This window comes from Erwinia aeris (genome assembly GCF_041224955.1).
Lineage (GTDB): Bacteria > Pseudomonadota > Gammaproteobacteria > Enterobacterales > Enterobacteriaceae > Erwinia > Erwinia aeris.
The window spans coordinates 137,014-154,213 of record NZ_JBGFFX010000008.1 but is presented as its reverse complement, the minus strand read 5'-3'; the positions used below and the strand labels follow the sequence as shown (position 1 = coordinate 154,213).

At 59.3% G+C, this 17,200-nt stretch carries 8 protein-coding genes; 6 read left to right on the top strand and 2 right to left on the bottom strand.

Annotation, left to right across the window (positions count from 1 at the left end; all coding sequences use genetic code 11):
- Positions 1 to 21 precede the first annotated feature (21 nt).
- The 5 genes from AB6T85_RS14460 (at position 22) to AB6T85_RS14440 (ending at position 12,098) form a co-directional block, all read left to right on the top strand.
- Entirely contained in the window at positions 22 to 2,934 is a 2,913-nt protein-coding gene (locus AB6T85_RS14460; protein WP_369895951.1) for a S8 family serine peptidase, read from the top strand.
- Positions 2,935 to 3,208: 274 nt separating this feature from the next.
- Positions 3,209 to 4,402 (top strand): MdtA/MuxA family multidrug efflux RND transporter periplasmic adaptor subunit, encoded by a 1,194-nt coding sequence (locus AB6T85_RS14455; protein WP_301730082.1) that lies wholly within the window; start codon positions 3,209 to 3,211, stop codon positions 4,400 to 4,402.
- Entirely contained in the window at positions 4,399 to 7,569 is a 3,171-nt protein-coding gene (locus AB6T85_RS14450) for an efflux RND transporter permease subunit (protein WP_369895949.1), read from the top strand. The genes AB6T85_RS14455 and AB6T85_RS14450 overlap by 4 nt, the downstream gene beginning before the upstream one ends.
- Positions 7,566 to 10,655, top strand: coding sequence for a multidrug efflux RND transporter permease subunit (locus tag AB6T85_RS14445; RefSeq protein ID WP_369895948.1), 3,090 nt, complete (start codon positions 7,566 to 7,568; stop codon positions 10,653 to 10,655). The genes AB6T85_RS14450 and AB6T85_RS14445 overlap by 4 nt, the downstream gene beginning before the upstream one ends.
- A gap of 9 nt (positions 10,656 to 10,664) precedes the next feature.
- Entirely contained in the window at positions 10,665 to 12,098 is a 1,434-nt protein-coding gene (locus AB6T85_RS14440; RefSeq protein WP_369895946.1) for an efflux transporter outer membrane subunit, read from the top strand.
- Between the two features lie 211 nt (positions 12,099 to 12,309).
- On the opposite strand, the gene AB6T85_RS14435 is transcribed toward AB6T85_RS14440, so the two are convergent.
- Both AB6T85_RS14435 and AB6T85_RS14430 read right to left on the bottom strand, forming a co-directional pair.
- Positions 12,310 to 12,885, bottom strand: coding sequence for a cupin domain-containing protein (locus AB6T85_RS14435; RefSeq protein ID WP_253458721.1), 576 nt, complete (start codon positions 12,883 to 12,885; stop codon positions 12,310 to 12,312).
- Positions 12,886 to 13,050: 165 nt separating this feature from the next.
- The gene (locus AB6T85_RS14430) at positions 13,051 to 13,620 is read right to left on the bottom strand and encodes a hypothetical protein (protein WP_369895944.1); all 570 of its coding nucleotides are present in this window, start codon (positions 13,618 to 13,620) and stop codon (positions 13,051 to 13,053) included.
- Between the two features lie 278 nt (positions 13,621 to 13,898).
- On the opposite strand from AB6T85_RS14430, the gene AB6T85_RS14425 reads away from it, so the two are divergent.
- Positions 13,899 to 16,922 (top strand): hypothetical protein, encoded by a 3,024-nt coding sequence (locus AB6T85_RS14425; RefSeq protein WP_369895943.1) that lies wholly within the window; start codon positions 13,899 to 13,901, stop codon positions 16,920 to 16,922.
- Positions 16,923 to 17,200 lie beyond the last annotated feature (278 nt).

The following is a 17,200-nucleotide window of genomic DNA, read 5'->3' as shown; positions in this document are numbered from 1 at the left end:
ATACGATCCAAGAGGACATTCGTGCACATTATCAGATCGACTCCTGACTTTCCGGCACCTTCTCAGCTATCGGTGCTGGCCGTTTTAATCAGTACGTTATTACTTGTCGGATGTGGTGGTGGTGGTGGCGGCGGCGGTGGTGGTGGCGAAACGCTGAACATGGCGCCGGCGCCTGTAAACAATCCCGCGCCAACGCCGACGCCGACGCCAACGCCGACAACCGAACCCGTAGCCGAGACGACGCCGACTACCGATTCGGCGCCAACCCCAGAGCCGATGCCGGTTTCGCCAGTCGTTACCTACGGCAAGGTTAAAGTCGGTATTGTCGATTCGGGCCTGGCGGCCGGTCGTTCTGACATCAACTACGACAATGTCCATTTCGCCTCTTATCTTTCCGGCGGCAGCCAGACCCTGAACGATAATAACGGTCAGGCAGGGCACGGCACGTTGGTGGCGCTGACGGCGGCCGGCCTGGCCAGCGGGGCGTTTGCCGGCGGCGTGGCGCCGGACAGCGATTTATGGATAGCGCAGGCTTCCAGTAATAACCTTTTTTATTACCAGGATACGCAAAAGGCTATCAGCGGGCTGCTCAATAACGGCGTAAAAATAATTAACATGTCTTATGCTTCCGGCGAGCGACTGGCTACTACGGCACAGCAGCAAAGCGCCAGAACCAGCGGGCGTTACGATCTGCTGCGTGACAGCCTGAGCAGCATCGTCAGCGCTAACGCGTTGGGCGTAGTGGTGACCGGCAACAACGGGACGTCTACGCCTTCGCCGAACGCGCAGATCCCTTTAATCTACAATGACCCCAGCCTGCAAAAAGGGCTGATCGCCGTGACCGGCTATGTGCCTGGCTATACCGTGGCGCAGGGCAGCCGTCCGCCGGAGCTGTTTGTGTTTGACGCCTGTGGCGATGTCGCCGCCTGGTGTCTGGCCGCGCCCGGCTATGCGGATTACCTGCAGGACAACGGCACGCTGGGTCGCAAATACGGCACTTCTTTCGCCGCACCTCGCGTGACCGGCGCGGCATCCCGTGTGTCGGCGCAGTTTCCGTGGATGACCGGCTACAACCTTCAGCAAACTTTGCTGACGACGGCGGATTACCACAGCGATGCCGTGGCGGGCGTCAGCCAGGACACCGCCAACGGGCGGCCCTATAACAACACCTTCGGCTGGGGAAATGTGAATGTCGATAAGGCGTTACGAGGCCCGGGGATGTTTTATGGCGATGACTTTACCGCCGCGCTGACCTACGGCAGCTACGTGTTTGCCAACGATATCAGCGGCAGCGGCGGCCTGATTGTCAGCGGCGCCAGCAACGCGGGCGGCAGCCTGACGCTGAGCGGCAATAACACCTACACCGGCGCAACACGGGTGGAAAGCAACAGTCTGTTTATCGACGGCAGCGTCGCCAGCGACGTGCGCGTAACGGGCAGCGGGCTGCTGGCAGGCTCGGGCCGGATCAACGGTAATCTGAGCAACCAGGGCACGGTGGTAACCACCGCCGCTGGCGGGCTGCGCGTGGTCGGCAGCTATCAGCAAAGCGCCGACGGCACGCTGCGGATAACGCTCTCTCAGCCGCTGACGGTTGCAGGCCCGGCGACGCTCAATGGCGCGCTTCAGGTTACCTTGCCTTCCGATACCTATATTGTGCAGACCAACGAATCGCTGCTGGAAAGCGGACAGGGCATCAGCGGGCAGTTCGCCAGCGTGGATACCGGCGTCTTCCTGAAAGGCACGGTGGCCTACAGCGCCAACAGCGTTACCGGACATTTTCAGCGAGTGAATACCGTTCAGGCGGCCCAGGCGGCGGGACTGACCGGCAAAGCAACGCTGCAAAGCGCCGCCAACGTCGAGCGGGCGTTGCAGGCGGCCGACAGGCTGTCGACGCAGTCGGGCCTTTCCGCGCAGCAAACCGAACTGTTGCAGGATGCGGCGGCTTTCCAGCGTATCGGCAGCGGCGCGGCGGCTGAAGCGGTGCTGGATTCGCTTTCCGGCCAGGCACACGCCAGCGGCAATGCTATTCTCTTCAACAGCCTGGATTACCAGAACCAGCTGCTGAATAACCGCCTCGATCCGGCGCGGCAAAAGCCTTACGGCATGTGGGCGGAAACGGGCACGCTGCACGGCGATTTGCAGCAGGATGGTTATCTGGGCAGCCACTACCGCACCAACACTACTGCGATTGGCGTGGACAGCAGTTTCGACGTGCCGGGACTGCGGGTAGGCGCGGCCGTCACCGATAGCGAAATCCGGGCCAGCTACGAAGGCAGCGGCGGCAACAGCACCAACAGTTTGCAGGGCGTTATGCTTTATGGACAGTATGCCGTAACGCCGGAATGGTTCTGGCAGGGCAACCTGAGCTATCAGCATGGCGAGACCGATCTCGATCGCGTGCTGCTGCTGAACGGCGTGCGTTCATCTTCATCAGAAACGCGCAACGACAGCTGGCAGGCGCTGGTCAAAACCGGCTACCGCTGGTCGCTGGACGACAGGCTGACGCTGCAACCTTATGTCGGCATGAAGCTGAGCCAGCTCTATACCGGCGGCTTTAACGATGAGGCCGGCGCGCTGGGACTGCAAGGCGACAGTGCCCGTTACAGCCGCACCGTTGGCCTCACCGGCCTTAACCTGAGCGCGCCTCTGCTTGAGGTCGATCAATGGTGGTCGCTGCTTTCCGTCTACGGCGAGCACCAGCACGCCTTTACCAATCCGTCGCTGGATGTGAACGCCCGCTGGATAGGCACCGGTTCTGAAGGCGACAGCTTCGCCATTCCGGGCATGACGCTGGACAGGGATTCTCAGTGGTACGGGATGCGGCTGGACGTAGGCAAAGCGAAAGATGCGCGCCTGTTCCTGCGAGTGGACAAGCACGTGGCGGAGAAAGGCGACGAGTCGGTCTTCCGCGGCGGCGTGGATATCGCCTTTTAATCGCGGCGCGACAATGACAGAAGCTGGCCTTGCTGCCAGCTTTTTTTTCGCCCGTGCTTAAAATGCCTACGCCCTGACGGCAGATGGCAATAACGCGGCGGCCTGAATTCGACGGCTGAGACTTGTAAACCACCCTTAACAGAAACCTTACGTTCTGAGCATGGAATTTAATCAGCCTGCTCAATCATAATACCGCCGGGTCAGATGACCTGCTTTTTTCTGGCGGTGACGAGATGCTGCCGCTTCTTTGTTTTATTTGATCCGACTGAGCCTCATGACCTCTACAACAGCAAAACCCTTCCGTCGCAAACTTATCCTTGCCGCTCTTATTATTCTGGCCATTTTGCTGGTCTGGCGTTTCTGGCCGCACGGCAGCGGCGCGGGCAGGCCAGGCGGCCCCGGCATGATGATGGCCGGCCCGGTAGCGGTTCACGCCGGGCTGGTTACCACCGCCGACGTACCGGTTTACCTGACCGCGCTCGGCACGGTGATCCCTAATGCTACCGTTACCGTTACCAGCCGCGTGGACGGGCAGCTGATGAAGGTTTACTTTACGGAAGGGCAGCAGGTCGAAGCCGGCCAGCTGCTGGCGCAGATCGATCCACGCAGCTATGAGGCCACGCTGGCGCAGTACCAGGGCGATCTCAGCCAGAACCAGGCGCTGCTGCAAAGCGCGGAGCTGACGCTGGCGCGCTACCGCAAGCTCTATGCGCAGGACTCTTTAGCCCGCCAGGATTTGGATACGCAGGCCGCCACGGTGGGGCAGTATCGCGGGGCGGTAAAAGCCGACCAGGCGCAAATCGCCTCGGCAAAGCTGAATATTGAATTTGCACGCATCACTGCGCCGGTTTCCGGGCGCGTTGGCCTGCGCCTGGTTGACGAAGGCAATATGGTGCAGAGCAGCGACACCACCGGCCTGGTGACCATTACCCAGATGCAGCCCGCCGCCGTAACTTTCAGCGTTCCGCAAAGCAACATTCCCACGCTGATTAAGGCGCTGCACAACGGGCAGACGCTGCCGGCAACCGCGTTCGATCAGGATGGCGATAAGGCGCTGGCTTCCGGCAGCGTGCGGTTTATCAGCAACCAGATCGACACCGCTACCGGCACGGTCGAGCTGAAAGCGCTGTTCGACAATCAGGACGAGGCGCTCTATCCCAACCAGTTTGTGGATCTACGGCTGCAAACCGGCACCCTGAAGCAGGCGACCGTGATCCCGGCGCAGGCGTTGCAGCTCAGCAGCGACGGCAGCTTCGTCTACGTGATCGGCAGCGATAAAACGGTTACGCGCCGCGCGGTGAAAACCGGGCCGACGCTGGGCGACACGCAGCAGGCGATTACTGAAGGCGTGAAGGCGGGCGAGCAGGTCGTTACCGTAGGCATCGATCGGCTAAGCAACGGCAGTAAAGTCTCTGTGGTTACGGCTGATGAAACCCCGGCCGCCAGCGACAAAGCGAAAGCGCAATGAATCCGTCCCGCATTTTTATCGCGCGTCCGGTCGCCACTATCCTGCTGATGATCGGCGTGCTGATCTCCGGCGTTTTCGCCTATAAGTTTCTTTCGACCTCCGCGCTGCCGCAGGTGGATTATCCGACCATTCAGGTCACCACGCTCTATCCGGGCGCGAGTCCGGATGTTATGGCATCGGGCGTTACCGCGCCGCTGGAAAGGCAGCTGGGGCAGATGGCGGGCCTGAGCCAGATGGCCTCCAGCAGCTCGGGCGGCTCGTCGGTGATCACGCTGAAGTTCTCGCTGGATCTGTCGCTGGACGTGGCGGAGCAGGAAGTGCAGGCGGCGATCAACGCCGCCAACAGCCTGCTGCCCTCCGACTTGCCTAATCCGCCAACCTATAAAAAGGTGAACCCGGCGGATACGGCGGTGATCACGCTGGCGGCCAGCTCGGATACGCTGCCGCTGATTAAAGTCCAGGACCTGGTCAACACCCGCGTCGCGCTGAAGCTGTCGCAAATCTCCGGCGTCGGCATGGTGACGCTGGCGGGCGGCCATCAGCCCGCTATCCGCGTGCAGATGGATCCCAAAGCGCTGGCGGCGCACGGGCTGACGCTGGAAGACGTCAATACGCTGATTAGCAACAGCAACGTCAACGGCTCGAAAGGCGGTTTCGACGGCAAATACCATTCGATAACCATCGACGCCAACGACCAGCTGCGCACCGCAGAGGAATACGGCAACCTGATCCTTACATATCAGAACGGCGCGGCGCTGCGGCTGAAGGATATCGCCCATATCGAAGAGGCGGCGGAAAACAGCTATCAGTCGGCCTGGGCCAACAACAGCCCGGCGATTGTGATTAGCGTCCAGCGCCAGCCCGGCGCCAACGTGATTGCGGTGGTGGACAACATTAAAAAGCAGCTGCCGACGCTCCAGGCCGCGCTGCCGGACGGGGTAAAAGTGCAGATCCTCTCCGACCGCACCCAGACCATTCGCGCCTCCATCAGCGACGTGCAGTTTGAGCTGATGCTGTCGATTGCGCTGGTGGTGATGGTGACCTTTCTGTTTCTGCGCAACGTCGCGGCGACGCTGATCCCGAGCGTGGCGGTGCCGCTGTCGCTGGTCGGCACCTTTGGCGTGATGTATCTGGCGGGCTTCAGCCTGAATAACCTGTCGCTGATGGCGCTGACTATCGCCACCGGTTTCGTTATTGATGACGCTATCGTAGTGGTGGAAAATATCTCAAGGCGGCTGGAGCAGGGCGAAACGCCGATGGAGGCGGCGCTGAAAGGCTCGGCGCAGATTGGCTTCACCATTATCTCGCTGACCTTTTCGCTGATTGCGGTGCTGATCCCGCTGCTGTTTATGGGCGACGTGGTCGGACGGCTGTTTCGCGAGTTCGCCATTACGCTGGCGGTGTCGATTCTGGTTTCGATGCTGGTTTCGCTGACGCTTACGCCGATGCTTTGCGCCTGTCTGCTGCGCCATATCCCGGAAGAGAAGCAGAGCCGCTTTTACCGCAAGGGCGGTCAGTTCTTCGATAAGCTGGTGGCCGGTTACGATCGCCTGCTGACGATAGTGCTTAACCATCAGCGCCTGACGCTGCTGGTGGCGCTGGCGACGCTGGCGCTGACCGCGCTGCTCTATCTGGTTATTCCCAAAGGCTTTTTCCCGGCGCAGGATACCGGGTTAATCCAGGGCGTGACCGTGGCTTCTCAGGACGTTTCTTTTGGTGAAATGGCGAAGCGGCAGCAGCAGCTGGCGGCTATCGTGCTGAAGAACCCGGCGGTGGCGAGTCTTTCTTCCACTATCGGCATCGACGGCAACAATACCAGCCTGAACAGCGGGCGGCTGCAAATCAACCTGAAGTCGTTTGACCAGCGCGACGAGCGGGCCGACCAGGTGATTGCCGAACTGCAACAGGCGACCCGCAGCGTGCCGGGCATTCAGCTTTATATGCAGGCCGCGCAGGATCTGACGGTCAACGATCGGGTCACGCCGGATCGCTATCAGTTCTCGCTGGACGACGCCGACAGCGAGAACCTGGTCGCCTGGACGCCGAAGCTGGTGGCCGCGCTGGAAAAACGGCCGGAGTTCAGCTCGGTGGTCAGCGATTTGCAGGATCAGGGGCAGGTCGCCTGGGTCGAACTGAACCGCGATGCGGCGGCGCGTTACGGCATTACCGCCGCCGACGTGGATACCGCGCTGTATAACGCTTTCGGCCAGCGGCTGGTCTCCACCATTTTTACCCAGTCGAATCAGTACCGGGTGGTGCTGGAGGTCGCGCCGCAGTATCAGCAGTCTCCGGCCTCGTTTAACGACATCTGGCTGGCGGCTGCCGCTTCGTCCTCGACCACCTCCACGAGCAGCGGCACCTCAAGCGATACCGACAGCAGCTCGTCTGACAGCGCTTCTTCAACCAGCAGCGGCGGCATGGTGCGGCTGACCTCAGTCGCCACCATTCATCAGCGCATCGGCTCGCTGGTGCATATGCGGCTGAACCAGTTCCCGGCGGTGACCGTCTCGTTCAATCTCAACGACGGCTACTCGCTGGAAGAGGCGCAAAAGGCGATAGCGGAGACGCAGCAAAGCCTGAAGGTGCCGTCCAGCATGACGCTGCGCTATCAGGGCGAAACCGAAGCTTTCCAGAACGCTACCGGCAACACGCTGTGGCTGATCCTGGCCGCGCTGCTGACCATGTACGTGGTGCTGGGCATTCTTTATGAAAGCTTTATTCATCCGGTGACCATTCTCTCCACGCTGCCGTCGGCGGCGGTCGGCGCGCTGCTGACGCTGCTGCTGGCGGGCACGGAATTCAGCCTGATTGCGCTGATTGGGGTGATATTGCTGATCGGCATTGTGAAAAAGAACGCGATTATGATGATCGACTTTGCGCTGGATGCGGAGAAAAAGCAGCACCTCAGCCCGCGGGAAGCGATCCATCAGGCCTGTCTGCTGCGCTTCCGCCCGATCCTGATGACCACCATGGCGGCGCTGCTTGGCGCGCTGCCGCTGATGCTGGCCTCCGGCTCGGGCGCTGAACTGCGCCAGCCGCTGGGGCTGGTGATTGTCGGCGGCCTGATCTTCAGCCAGGTGCTGACGCTGTTCTCCACACCCGTGATCTACCTGTGGTTCGATCGCCTGGCCGGGCGGGCACGCCGCAGAATGCGGGCGGCTAAATGATTACGCGCTTTTTTATCTTCCGGCCCGTTACCACGCTGCTGTTAACGCTGGCGCTGCTGCTGCTGGGCGCGCTGGGCTATCGTTTGCTGCCCGTCGCGCCGCTGCCGCAGGTCGATTTCCCGACCATTATGGTTTCCGCCAGCCTGCCGGGCGCCAGCCCGGAGACGATGGCGGCCACGGTCGCCACGCCGCTGGAGCGCGCGCTGGGGCAAATCGCGGGCATTACCGAGATGACCTCCAGCAGCTCGCAGGGCTCCAGCAATATCATTTTGCAGTTTGAGCTGACCCGCGACATCAACGGCGCGGCGCGGGATGTACAGGCGGCGATCAACGCCTCGCGCAGCCTGCTGCCGAGCAGCATGCCGTCGCTGCCGACCTATCGTAAAGCCAACCCGTCCGACGCGCCGATTGTGATGCTGGCGCTGACGTCCACCACTCGCTCCAAGGGCGAGCTGTACGATATCGCCGAGAGCAAAATCGACCAGAAAATCGCGCAGGTGCAGGGCGTCGGCGACGTCTCGCTGATGGGCAGCGCGCTGCCGGCGGTCAGAATAGATCTACAGCCGCAAATGCTGGCCCATGCCGGGATCTCGCTGGATACGGTGCGCGCCGCCATCGCCAACAGCACCAGCAATCTGCCGAAAGGGATGTTGCAGGGCGCTAACCAGAGCTGGGTGATTGACGGTAACAGCCAGCTGGACGGCGCAAAGCAGTACCGCGATTTAGTGGTCAGCTACCAGAACGGCCGCGCTATCCGCCTCAGCGACATCGCCACCGTTTACGATTCGGTAGAGGACCAGTACAACGTCGGTTACTTCAACGGTTCGCCGTCGGTGATGATCGGCGTCACGCGCCAGGCGGGCGCCAATATGCTGCAAACCATTGATGCCATCAAAGCGCAGCTGCCGGCGCTGGAGGAAAACCTGCCGGCCGACGTCTCGCTGAAAATCGTGGTTGACCGCTCTCCCAACGTGCGCGCGTCCCTTTATGACACCGAAGAAACGTTGCTGATCGCCATCGCGCTGGTGATTGGCGTGGTCTTTATTTTCTTACGCAATTTGCAGGCGGTGGCCATTCCCGCGCTGGCGCTGCCCGTTTCGCTGGTGGGCACCTGTGCGGTGATGTATTTGCTCGGCTACAGCCTGGATAACCTGTCGCTGATGGCGCTGATCATCGCCACCGGCTTTGTGGTGGACGACGCCATCGTGGTGCTGGAAAACATCACGCGCTATATAGAAGAGGGGCTAAGCCCGGTGCGCGCCGCGCTGAAAGGCGCGAACGAGGTGAGCTTTACCGTGCTGTCGATGACGCTGTCGCTGGTGGCGGTGTTTATCCCGATCCTGCTGATGGGCAGCATCGTTGGCCGCCTGTTTCGCGAGTTTGCGGTGACGCTGACCGTTTCGCTGATTATCTCTATGCTGGTGTCGCTCAGCCTCACGCCGATGCTCTGTTCGCGGCTGCTGAAGCGTAAACCCGGCGTCACCGCGCGGCCGCATCCGCTTTATCAGTGGATCGAAAACGGCCTTAATCGTCTGCTGGCCGCCTACGCCCGCGGGCTGAACTGGGTGATGCGCCATCAGCGGCTGACGCTGTTTAGCTTGATGCTGACGGTGATCCTCAATCTGTTTCTCTATTCGGTGGTGCAGAAAGGCTTTTTCCCCAATCAGGATACCGGTCTGCTGATGGGGATGCTGCGCGCCGATCAAAACGTCTCTTTCCAGGCGATGAAGCCGAAAATGGAGGCGTTCGCCAGACTGATCCAGCAGGATCCGGCGGTGGACGGCGTGATGTCGTCAATGGGCAGCGGCGCGTTCGGTTCGCGCAACACCGCCAACTTTTTCGTGCATCTGAAAGACTTCGACCAACGTGACGCGACGGCGACGGAAGTCGCCAACCGGCTGAGCGGCAAAACGCGCAACGTGCCGGGCGTGGAGCTGTTTCTGATGGCGGCGCAGGATATTCATATCGGCGGCCGCAGCGCCAACGCCAGCTATCAGTACAGCCTTCAGGCTGACAATCTGGAGACGCTGCGTGTCTGGACGCCGAAGGTCAAGGCCGCGCTGGAGGCGATCCCACAGCTGACCAGCGTCGATTCCGACTCACAAACCGGCGGCCAGGAGGTAATGGTCACGATCGATCGCGATCGCGCCAAACGGCTGGGGGTCAACGTGGAGATGGTCGATACGCTGCTGAATAATTCGTTTGCGCAGCGCCAGGTCGCCACGCTGTACAAGACGCTTAATCAGTATCATGTGGTGATGTCATTGCAGAATGCGTGGACGCGCGATCCGGAAACGCTTAACAAGCTGTATGTGATTAACGATGCCGGCGACCAGGTGCCGCTTTCGGCTTTCGCCCGCTTCAGCGGCGCCAACGCGCCGCTGTCGGTGGCGCATCAGGGCCAGTCGGCCACCAGCACGATTGCCTTTAACCTGGCGGACGGCGTTTCGCTGGAGCAGGCTTCGGCACTGATTAAAGCCGCGATGGCGAAAATTGCGCTGCCGGGCGATATTCAGGCCGGTTTTCAGGGCACGGCGAAAGCCTTTGGCGATCTCACCGCCTCTATGCCGTGGCTGATCCTTGCCGCGCTGGCGGCCGTCTATATCGTGCTGGGGATGCTTTATGAAAGCTATATTCATCCGCTGACCATCCTTTCCACGCTGCCGTCCGCGGGCGTTGGCGCGCTGTTGCTGCTGCTGCTGACCGGCACGCAGCTAACGGTGATCGCACTGATCGGCATCCTGCTGCTGATCGGCATCGTAAAAAAGAACGCCATTATGATGATCGACTTCGCGCTGGCGGCGGAACGCAAGCAGGGCATGACGCCGCAGCAGGCGATTGTGCAGGCCTGCCTGATGCGCTTCCGGCCCATTATGATGACCACGCTGGCCGCCTTTTTCGGCGCGCTGCCGCTGGCGCTGGGCAGCGGCGGCGACGCCGATCTGCGCAGTCCGCTGGGCCTGGCTATCGCCGGCGGCCTGGCGCTGAGCCAGTTGTTAACGCTGTTTACCACGCCGGTGGTTTACCTCTATCTCGATCGTGCCAGCCGCGCCGCTAAACGTCAGTGGGCGCGCCTCAGAGCTTAAATAATGACAATGAAAAAATTACCGTTTCTGTCCGGGCAAAGGACAAGTTCCAGGCTCGCGCCTGTTTTCCTGGCGCTGCTGCTGAGCGGCTGCGCCGTCGGCCCCGATTACCATCGTCCGGCGGTGAACGTGCCCGCGCACTATAAAGAAGCGCAGGGCTGGCGCGAGGCCGCACCGCAGGATGCACAAAGCAAAGGCGACTGGTGGTCGGTCTATCATGACAATACGCTGAGCGGTCTGCTGCGGCAGGTTGCCGTTTCAAACCAGAACGTGGCGCAGTATGAAGCGCAGTATCGCCAGGCCAGGGCGCTGGTCAGTGAAGCGCGCTCTGACCTTCTGCCCGGTGCGACCTATAGCGGTTCCTCAACGCGCAGCGGCAGCGCTTCGACGGGCACGGGCCAGCGCACCGCCAGCGACAGCCATTCGCTACAGGCCAGCGCCAGCTGGGAAGTGGATATCTGGGGCAAGCTGCGGCGCACGCTGGAAGAGAACAAAGCCAGCGCGCAGGCCAGCGAGGCGGAGCTGGCGAATATCACCCTCAGCGCCCAGTCCGAGCTGGCGCAGGATTATTTTCAGCTGCGCATTATGGACCAGCAGATCGTGCTGTATCAGCAAAGCGTTGAGGCTTACCAGCGCTACCTGACTATTATTGAGAATAAATATCAGGCTGGCAGCGAGTCTCGCGCCACGCTCGCGCAGGCGCAAATGCAGCTGGAAACCTCGCGGGCTTCGGCGCTCGACCTCAGCTGGCAGCGGGCGCAAACCGAACACGCTATCGCTATCCTGCTCGGTAAAACGCCGGCGGAATTCAGCCTGCCGGTAACGAAAGCGATGACCGCCACGCTGCCCGCCATCCCGCAGGCCGTGCCCTCGACGCTGCTTGAGCGCCGCCCGGATATCGCTTACGCAGAACGCACTGTGGCAGCGGCCAATGCCGCCGTTGGCGTGGCGATCGCAGGCTACTATCCCGACCTCACGCTGAGCGCCACCGGCGGCTTTACCAGCTCGGCGCTGCATAATTTGCTGTCGCTGCCGAATCGCGTCTGGTCGCTCGGGCCGTCGCTCAGCGGCACGCTGCTGGACTTTGGCGCCACCTCGGCGAAAGTGGAGCAGGCGAGAGCGGCCTATAACGCCGATGTGGCCAGCTATCGCCAGGCGGTGCTGACCGGCGTTGAGGAGGTGGAAAACTACCTGGTGGAGCTGCACACGCTGCAAAACGAAATCGTGGCGCAGCAAAACGCCACCTCGGCGGCGCAGGAGTCGGCCCGCGTCACGCGTAACCAGTATGAAGCGGGGATGATTGACTATCTGGATGTCGCCACCACTGAAAACAGCAGCCTGAGCCAGCAGCAGAGCCTGCTGTCGTTGCAAAGCACGCAGTGGGTCGCCAGCGTGCAGCTGATCGCCGCGCTGGGCGGCGGCTGGCGGGAGGCATCGCGCTAACATATGGGCGTTATCGCCCCGGCGGAAACCGGTCTGAAAAGCAATTGGAATATCAGCATGGCGGGCAGTATCATCGTTAAGACTGCCCGCATTACGAATACAAATTCCAGCGCCCACAAATATCGCCACTTTGGCCGTAAAATATCTCTGGCAGCCTTAACTACATTATTTCCCGGCCGGTTGGGCCGCCAACGCCGGGTCGTAACCTATATTATTTTCCCGCCAGTTGTGCCGCCAGAGCCGGGTCGTAACGACCATCAAGCTGAACGAACAGGATACGGCAGGACTCCTGCGATCGGTTGGACCACGCATGATTAGTGCCCCGCTGTACAACTACGCTGCCGGGCCTGAGCAGCACCTCTGAGTCATCAAGCACGAGATAAACTTCGCCGTGTACGATCACGCAATAATCGACCGCCTCGCTGCGGTGCATCATGGGGTGGGGCGAATCGGCTTTTACCGTCAGCCCGTCGGTATAGTTAACCTGTTCAAAAAGATCTTTAATGCGGTTATCTTCCTGATCCAGATAAGAGGCATCGGGCGGCAGATCGACGAAGCGAATACGCGTGCCGTTGGTTGGCGCGTTGTGCATTACCGGTCCGCTAGTGGGATCCGGATCGTTATTAACCGGCGCGGGCGATGCCGACGTTTCCCAGACCTCGTGAAAAATCAGCCCCGGGATCGCTTCCGTCTCAATGACCGAAGGCAGCGAACCCTCGCTATAAATCGTTGATTTTCCTTTGGCGTCGTGTCCGGTAACAATGCGGTGGATGGCGGGTAACGGCATAGCGTACTTCTCCTCTGCGGCGAAAAATATAAATGCTCAGGCAATCCGAACATCCCTTTATTTCAGCCAGTATGTTTAAACATCTGTGTGACAGCGTTATGGCTGATGCAGCATAAATTGGGACGCGCCCATATAGCACGTCCGAAAAGTTTTAATCGCGCGTTATTAATGCTGCCCGGATGGCTCGGTGAAGTAGCGCAGCGTCCTGCTGTCATTCAGCATATGATCGCGCATGTAGTCCATATCAGCGGTGCTGAAATCCTTTTTTGTCTCCTGGCTGGTTTTTATTTCATTGGCTGCCAGATCGATGGAAAGCGCAGAGTGCGCGGTAGAAACATGGACGTTATCGTCGTCCAGATCCAGATAATCATATTGCGACCTGAGATTTTGCTGAAGCGCTGCTAAACGGGTTTGCTGCTGGTCGGCAACGGCCGGATCTTTGTCGAGAACGGTAGCCAGCGTGAGATTAATTTCAGATTCAAAATGATCGTCGAACGCCTGGCGGACGTTGGCAGCAAAATCTTTGATATCCGCTTCCGGTTGCAGATGAGCAAGCAACCCGCTTGTTTCCCCGTCACGAGAACGATAAGTGATGCCTACGCCAATACGGGGGCCGCATCCACCTGTCTCCATCTGCTGATTATCTCCTTTAAGCAAGGCGACCTGTCCCATCCCCAACAATCCTTGCCGAAGGTTGTCAGGGGCAACGCTTCCTTTAATTGCCAGCCGCGCCATGATGCAAGCCGTTTAGCGGCCCTTGTAAATGGCGGGTTGCAGAGGCTGCCTGTTTATTCTGCTCTGTAGCCAGAGCGGGCGCCGATATGCCTGAACGATTAACCTGCACGCGTCTTCCTCAATAAAAGTGATGTGATATGAGGGGGCTTTAGTGTCCTTAACGCGTTAACGGTTCCCGTAAAATAATGGAATGGCCAGCAACCCGGGCGGAGCAATCGTTGTAAGGAACCATAAGTTTCACGTCGCCACTAAAGCGCTTTAGAAAATAAGGTGAACTTATGAAATTCGTTTCCGGCCAGCTAAGGCCATACCAAAACCCGAGCCAGGGAAACAGGTTACGTGAGGAAAGCACTACGCCGTTGCGCAGCGGAGAGGCTCACCAGGCCGGGCGGCCTGGCGGGCGTCGTCACAGTATGGATAGCGGGTCGGCGAATTTACATCTGCAACAACAGGTTACTGAGCTTGAAGAGCAGGTTAATAAGATCCGGGCAAAGGACGATCTCGAAGCCGCGCCCGGCACGTTCAGCGCTGATTTGCATCAGCATATGCTGGGCCAGCGTCGCTATGAAAAAGCGGCCACGGCTGATTTTTTGGGAACGCAAACCTGGAAGCGTATGCGGTGCGCGCAATTGAACGCTACTCCGGGCGGGCAGGTGGCCGCCGCGCAGTATGGGCTGGGATTTGCGCATGATGAAACAAGCGGTAAAGTCCCGTTCGGCAAGCTGGAGATCGGGCATGAAATGAATGGCTACTATCAGCGTATGGCGCCTTCGGGAAAAACCCTCAATCTGTGCCACCAGCTCTACCAGCTGCGTTATCCGCAGGCGAAGCAGCAGCAGCGTCTGTTTATCAACAGCGAATTTATGACGGATAAAATTGTTAAACGTTTCCAGGCCCAGCATCCCGGGCACGGGCCGTTAAAACAGGAAGCCGTCGCGCCGGGTATTATTGCCATCAGCTGCGACAGTGTGGATGACTGGCAAGCGCTGGATTTACTCGCTGATAAATTCGGCGCCCGTCCTTCGGCTTATCAGGTGGCCCGGAACGCCGTCGGCGCACAGCAGCAGCCTTTCATCAACGACCCGCGAGTACAGAATCACCTGACTGTTGCGGCGCTTCGCTCTCCTCATGCCCAGGGGCCGGTTACGCAGCTGAGAAAGATACCTGACTCGCTCAGCACCAGCGTGCTGGCCCGGGCGGATGCGGATATGATCGACGAACTTACCCGCATACTCAGCTACCCGCAGCTGGCCCAGCGTCATCAGCAAAATCCTTTGGTTGCGCAGGGATTGCAGGGCATCCGCTTTATTGCCGAAGCCATGCCCGCGCTGGCTACGGACAGCACCCGATTCGGCAACGCTCACCGGGCGCTGATGGAGGAAATGCAGGTGTTGCTGGGCGCCATAAGCCCGTACAAGGCCAACGCCTTTAAGGCGTACGCTTCGCAGCGCATCCGCGAAGCGCTGCCGCCGCAGCAGGCGATGCAGCTCAATCCGATCGAACCTTTCTTGTTATCCTCAGGAATGCAGGCGCTTACGGAAGCCCTTGAGGCCGCCCTGATCGCCAGCCGCAGCGGATTAGCGCCCCTGAAGAACGGGGAAAAGTGCACGCAATTCTATTACGAGGCCGAGGAGTATGCGGACAGCTTCGGCAAGCTGGCCGATCCGCAAAAGCAGTCGCCTGCGTTTTACACCTCTTTCTGCGACAGCTTTGTCGCCCACAACAGTCAACCCGAACACAGTTGGTCTTTGCAGGATATGATTGAGGGCATCGGGCAGGAGATGAAAAACCGCAAAAATAAAGCGGAGCCGCTTAACGTGGTTATCGACACCACCATTGAAAAAGAAGGAGAAATGAAGGCGCTAATGGGGACCTTTAGCGAAGCGTTAGCCAATAATGAACTCCGCTTATTCCTGTGCAAAAGCCATCAAAAGTTCGGCAATCTGGGCGCAACCAAAGTGCTGGGAGGGAGCCTGACGCTGGTGGGCGCGAAAACAGAGGGAAACGAAGCCCTACAAAAGCGGTTTCGCCATTACGAGGCCAGCCAGAACTGGTTTCATCATGGTGAAGGCCAGCTCCTTACGCACATTACTCATGCAGCCATCAGGCATGAGCCAAAAATGCTACAGCAGTCCATTGATAACGGTAACTTTATTGCTCAACACTGTTTTAACGGCGAAAACGGGCACGGCCGTTTTGCTGGTCACGATACCGATAAGCCTTTTTCCATGCTGAACACCTATAGCCTCGAACCGGAAGCGCGCTATCCCAGCTTTAAATTGAACGCAAATTCAGGGAAGGCGCAGCGCTGGTCGTACAGTCCTGCTGAGGTTGTAGAGAGTGATTTGATTCGCGCCCGAGGCTCCTTTGGCTTTACCGAAAGTACGATTAGCTCGATAGGTAATCTGCCGGGTTATGACGACAGAATGCTGCGTCTCAGTCACGGCAGCGAAACGAAACCTGAAAGCATTGAAAGAAACTGGATGCTGAGCAGGGAAATGCAGCTGGATCGTCCTTCTCTCACTATTGGATCAGCTCTGCATCTGGCAAAACAGCTGGTTAATGATTCCCTGACGCCGGAGCAGCGCCGTTCGCTGCACGACAGGCCCTTCAGCGAAAAGCTGCGCCAGGCGGGGAAAAATGCCGCTCCGGTAATCAGTAATCAACAAAGAAATGAAGCCAGCGTCGCGGAGCTGCGCGCTACGGCGGCCCTTCCTGAAAACTTCACGCTGAATAAAGTGGCTTCGATTGTGGGGTATCTTAACCACCTGATAAGCAGTGAGGATCTGACGGAGGAAGTGGCCTACTCGGACGATCGTCAGGCGCTGGATGAACTGCTGGGGGGATTTATCGATTCCGGCATGCCCGGCGTTTCCCGTACGGGTCGTGAACAGGCGGTCAGATTACGCTGTGAGCTGAGCCTTGAAGATATGTGGAGCGACGATCCCGAAACGCGGCGGCGCGGCACCGATCATCTGCTGGCGGCTTCCGACAGCCATATCAGCCGCGGCATGGGCGTGCTTAAAGAGGCGGTGCCGGATAAAGCCTGGCAGGAAATGCCGCAAAAAGTGCGGGACCGGTTGGTCAGCGTTATTTTCGACAGGCTGGATGTTAACAGCCAGCTCGAATTTCTGCACCATAACAGCCAGTTATCCGGACGCGGGCAGTTTACCCAGGAGTGCGCAATGCGGCTGGCTGGCCGTCTGAACGCCAGTTCGCCGGAAGCAACAAGCCAGCACTGGCAGGCCACAATAATGCAGGCCATGCTGCGTCGGGGCATTATTACGCCGGGCAATAGCTGAGAAAGGCATGGGCCGCAGGAAAATCAGCTTGCTGAGCCGGGCTGCCATCGCCTGATTTTTTATGCTGCCGTGTAGCGCAGGTGCTAAAAAAGCGTGAGCGCTACTGGTTTTGGTTGTTCGCCAGCAGGAGCCTGTTTCTTCGGCCAGCGCCGCAAATTTTTTTGCAACGCTGCGGTATCCACACATAAATTGATTCAGCACGTCCTGATTTTTATGTTCCGCCATTGTCATGCGCAGCCATATCCTGCATCGTTACAGGCAAATTTATCTGCTAAGGA

Bases quoted from the DNA above. Each gene is read 5' to 3' on its own strand.
- AB6T85_RS14450 (WP_369895949.1), top strand. From the start codon at position 4,399: ATGAATCCGTCCCGCATTTTTATCGCGCGTCCGGTCGCCACTATCCTG.
- AB6T85_RS14425 (WP_369895943.1), top strand. From the start codon at position 13,899: ATGAAATTCGTTTCCGGCCAGCTAAGGCCATACCAAAACCCGAGCCAG.
- AB6T85_RS14435 (WP_253458721.1), bottom strand. From the start codon at position 12,885: ATGCCGTTACCCGCCATCCACCGCATTGTTACCGGACACGACGCCAAA.
- AB6T85_RS14430 (WP_369895944.1), bottom strand. From the start codon at position 13,620: ATGGCGCGGCTGGCAATTAAAGGAAGCGTTGCCCCTGACAACCTTCGG.
- AB6T85_RS14445 (WP_369895948.1), top strand. From the start codon at position 7,566: ATGATTACGCGCTTTTTTATCTTCCGGCCCGTTACCACGCTGCTGTTA.
- AB6T85_RS14440 (WP_369895946.1), top strand. From the start codon at position 10,665: ATGAAAAAATTACCGTTTCTGTCCGGGCAAAGGACAAGTTCCAGGCTC.
- AB6T85_RS14455 (WP_301730082.1), top strand. From the start codon at position 3,209: ATGACCTCTACAACAGCAAAACCCTTCCGTCGCAAACTTATCCTTGCC.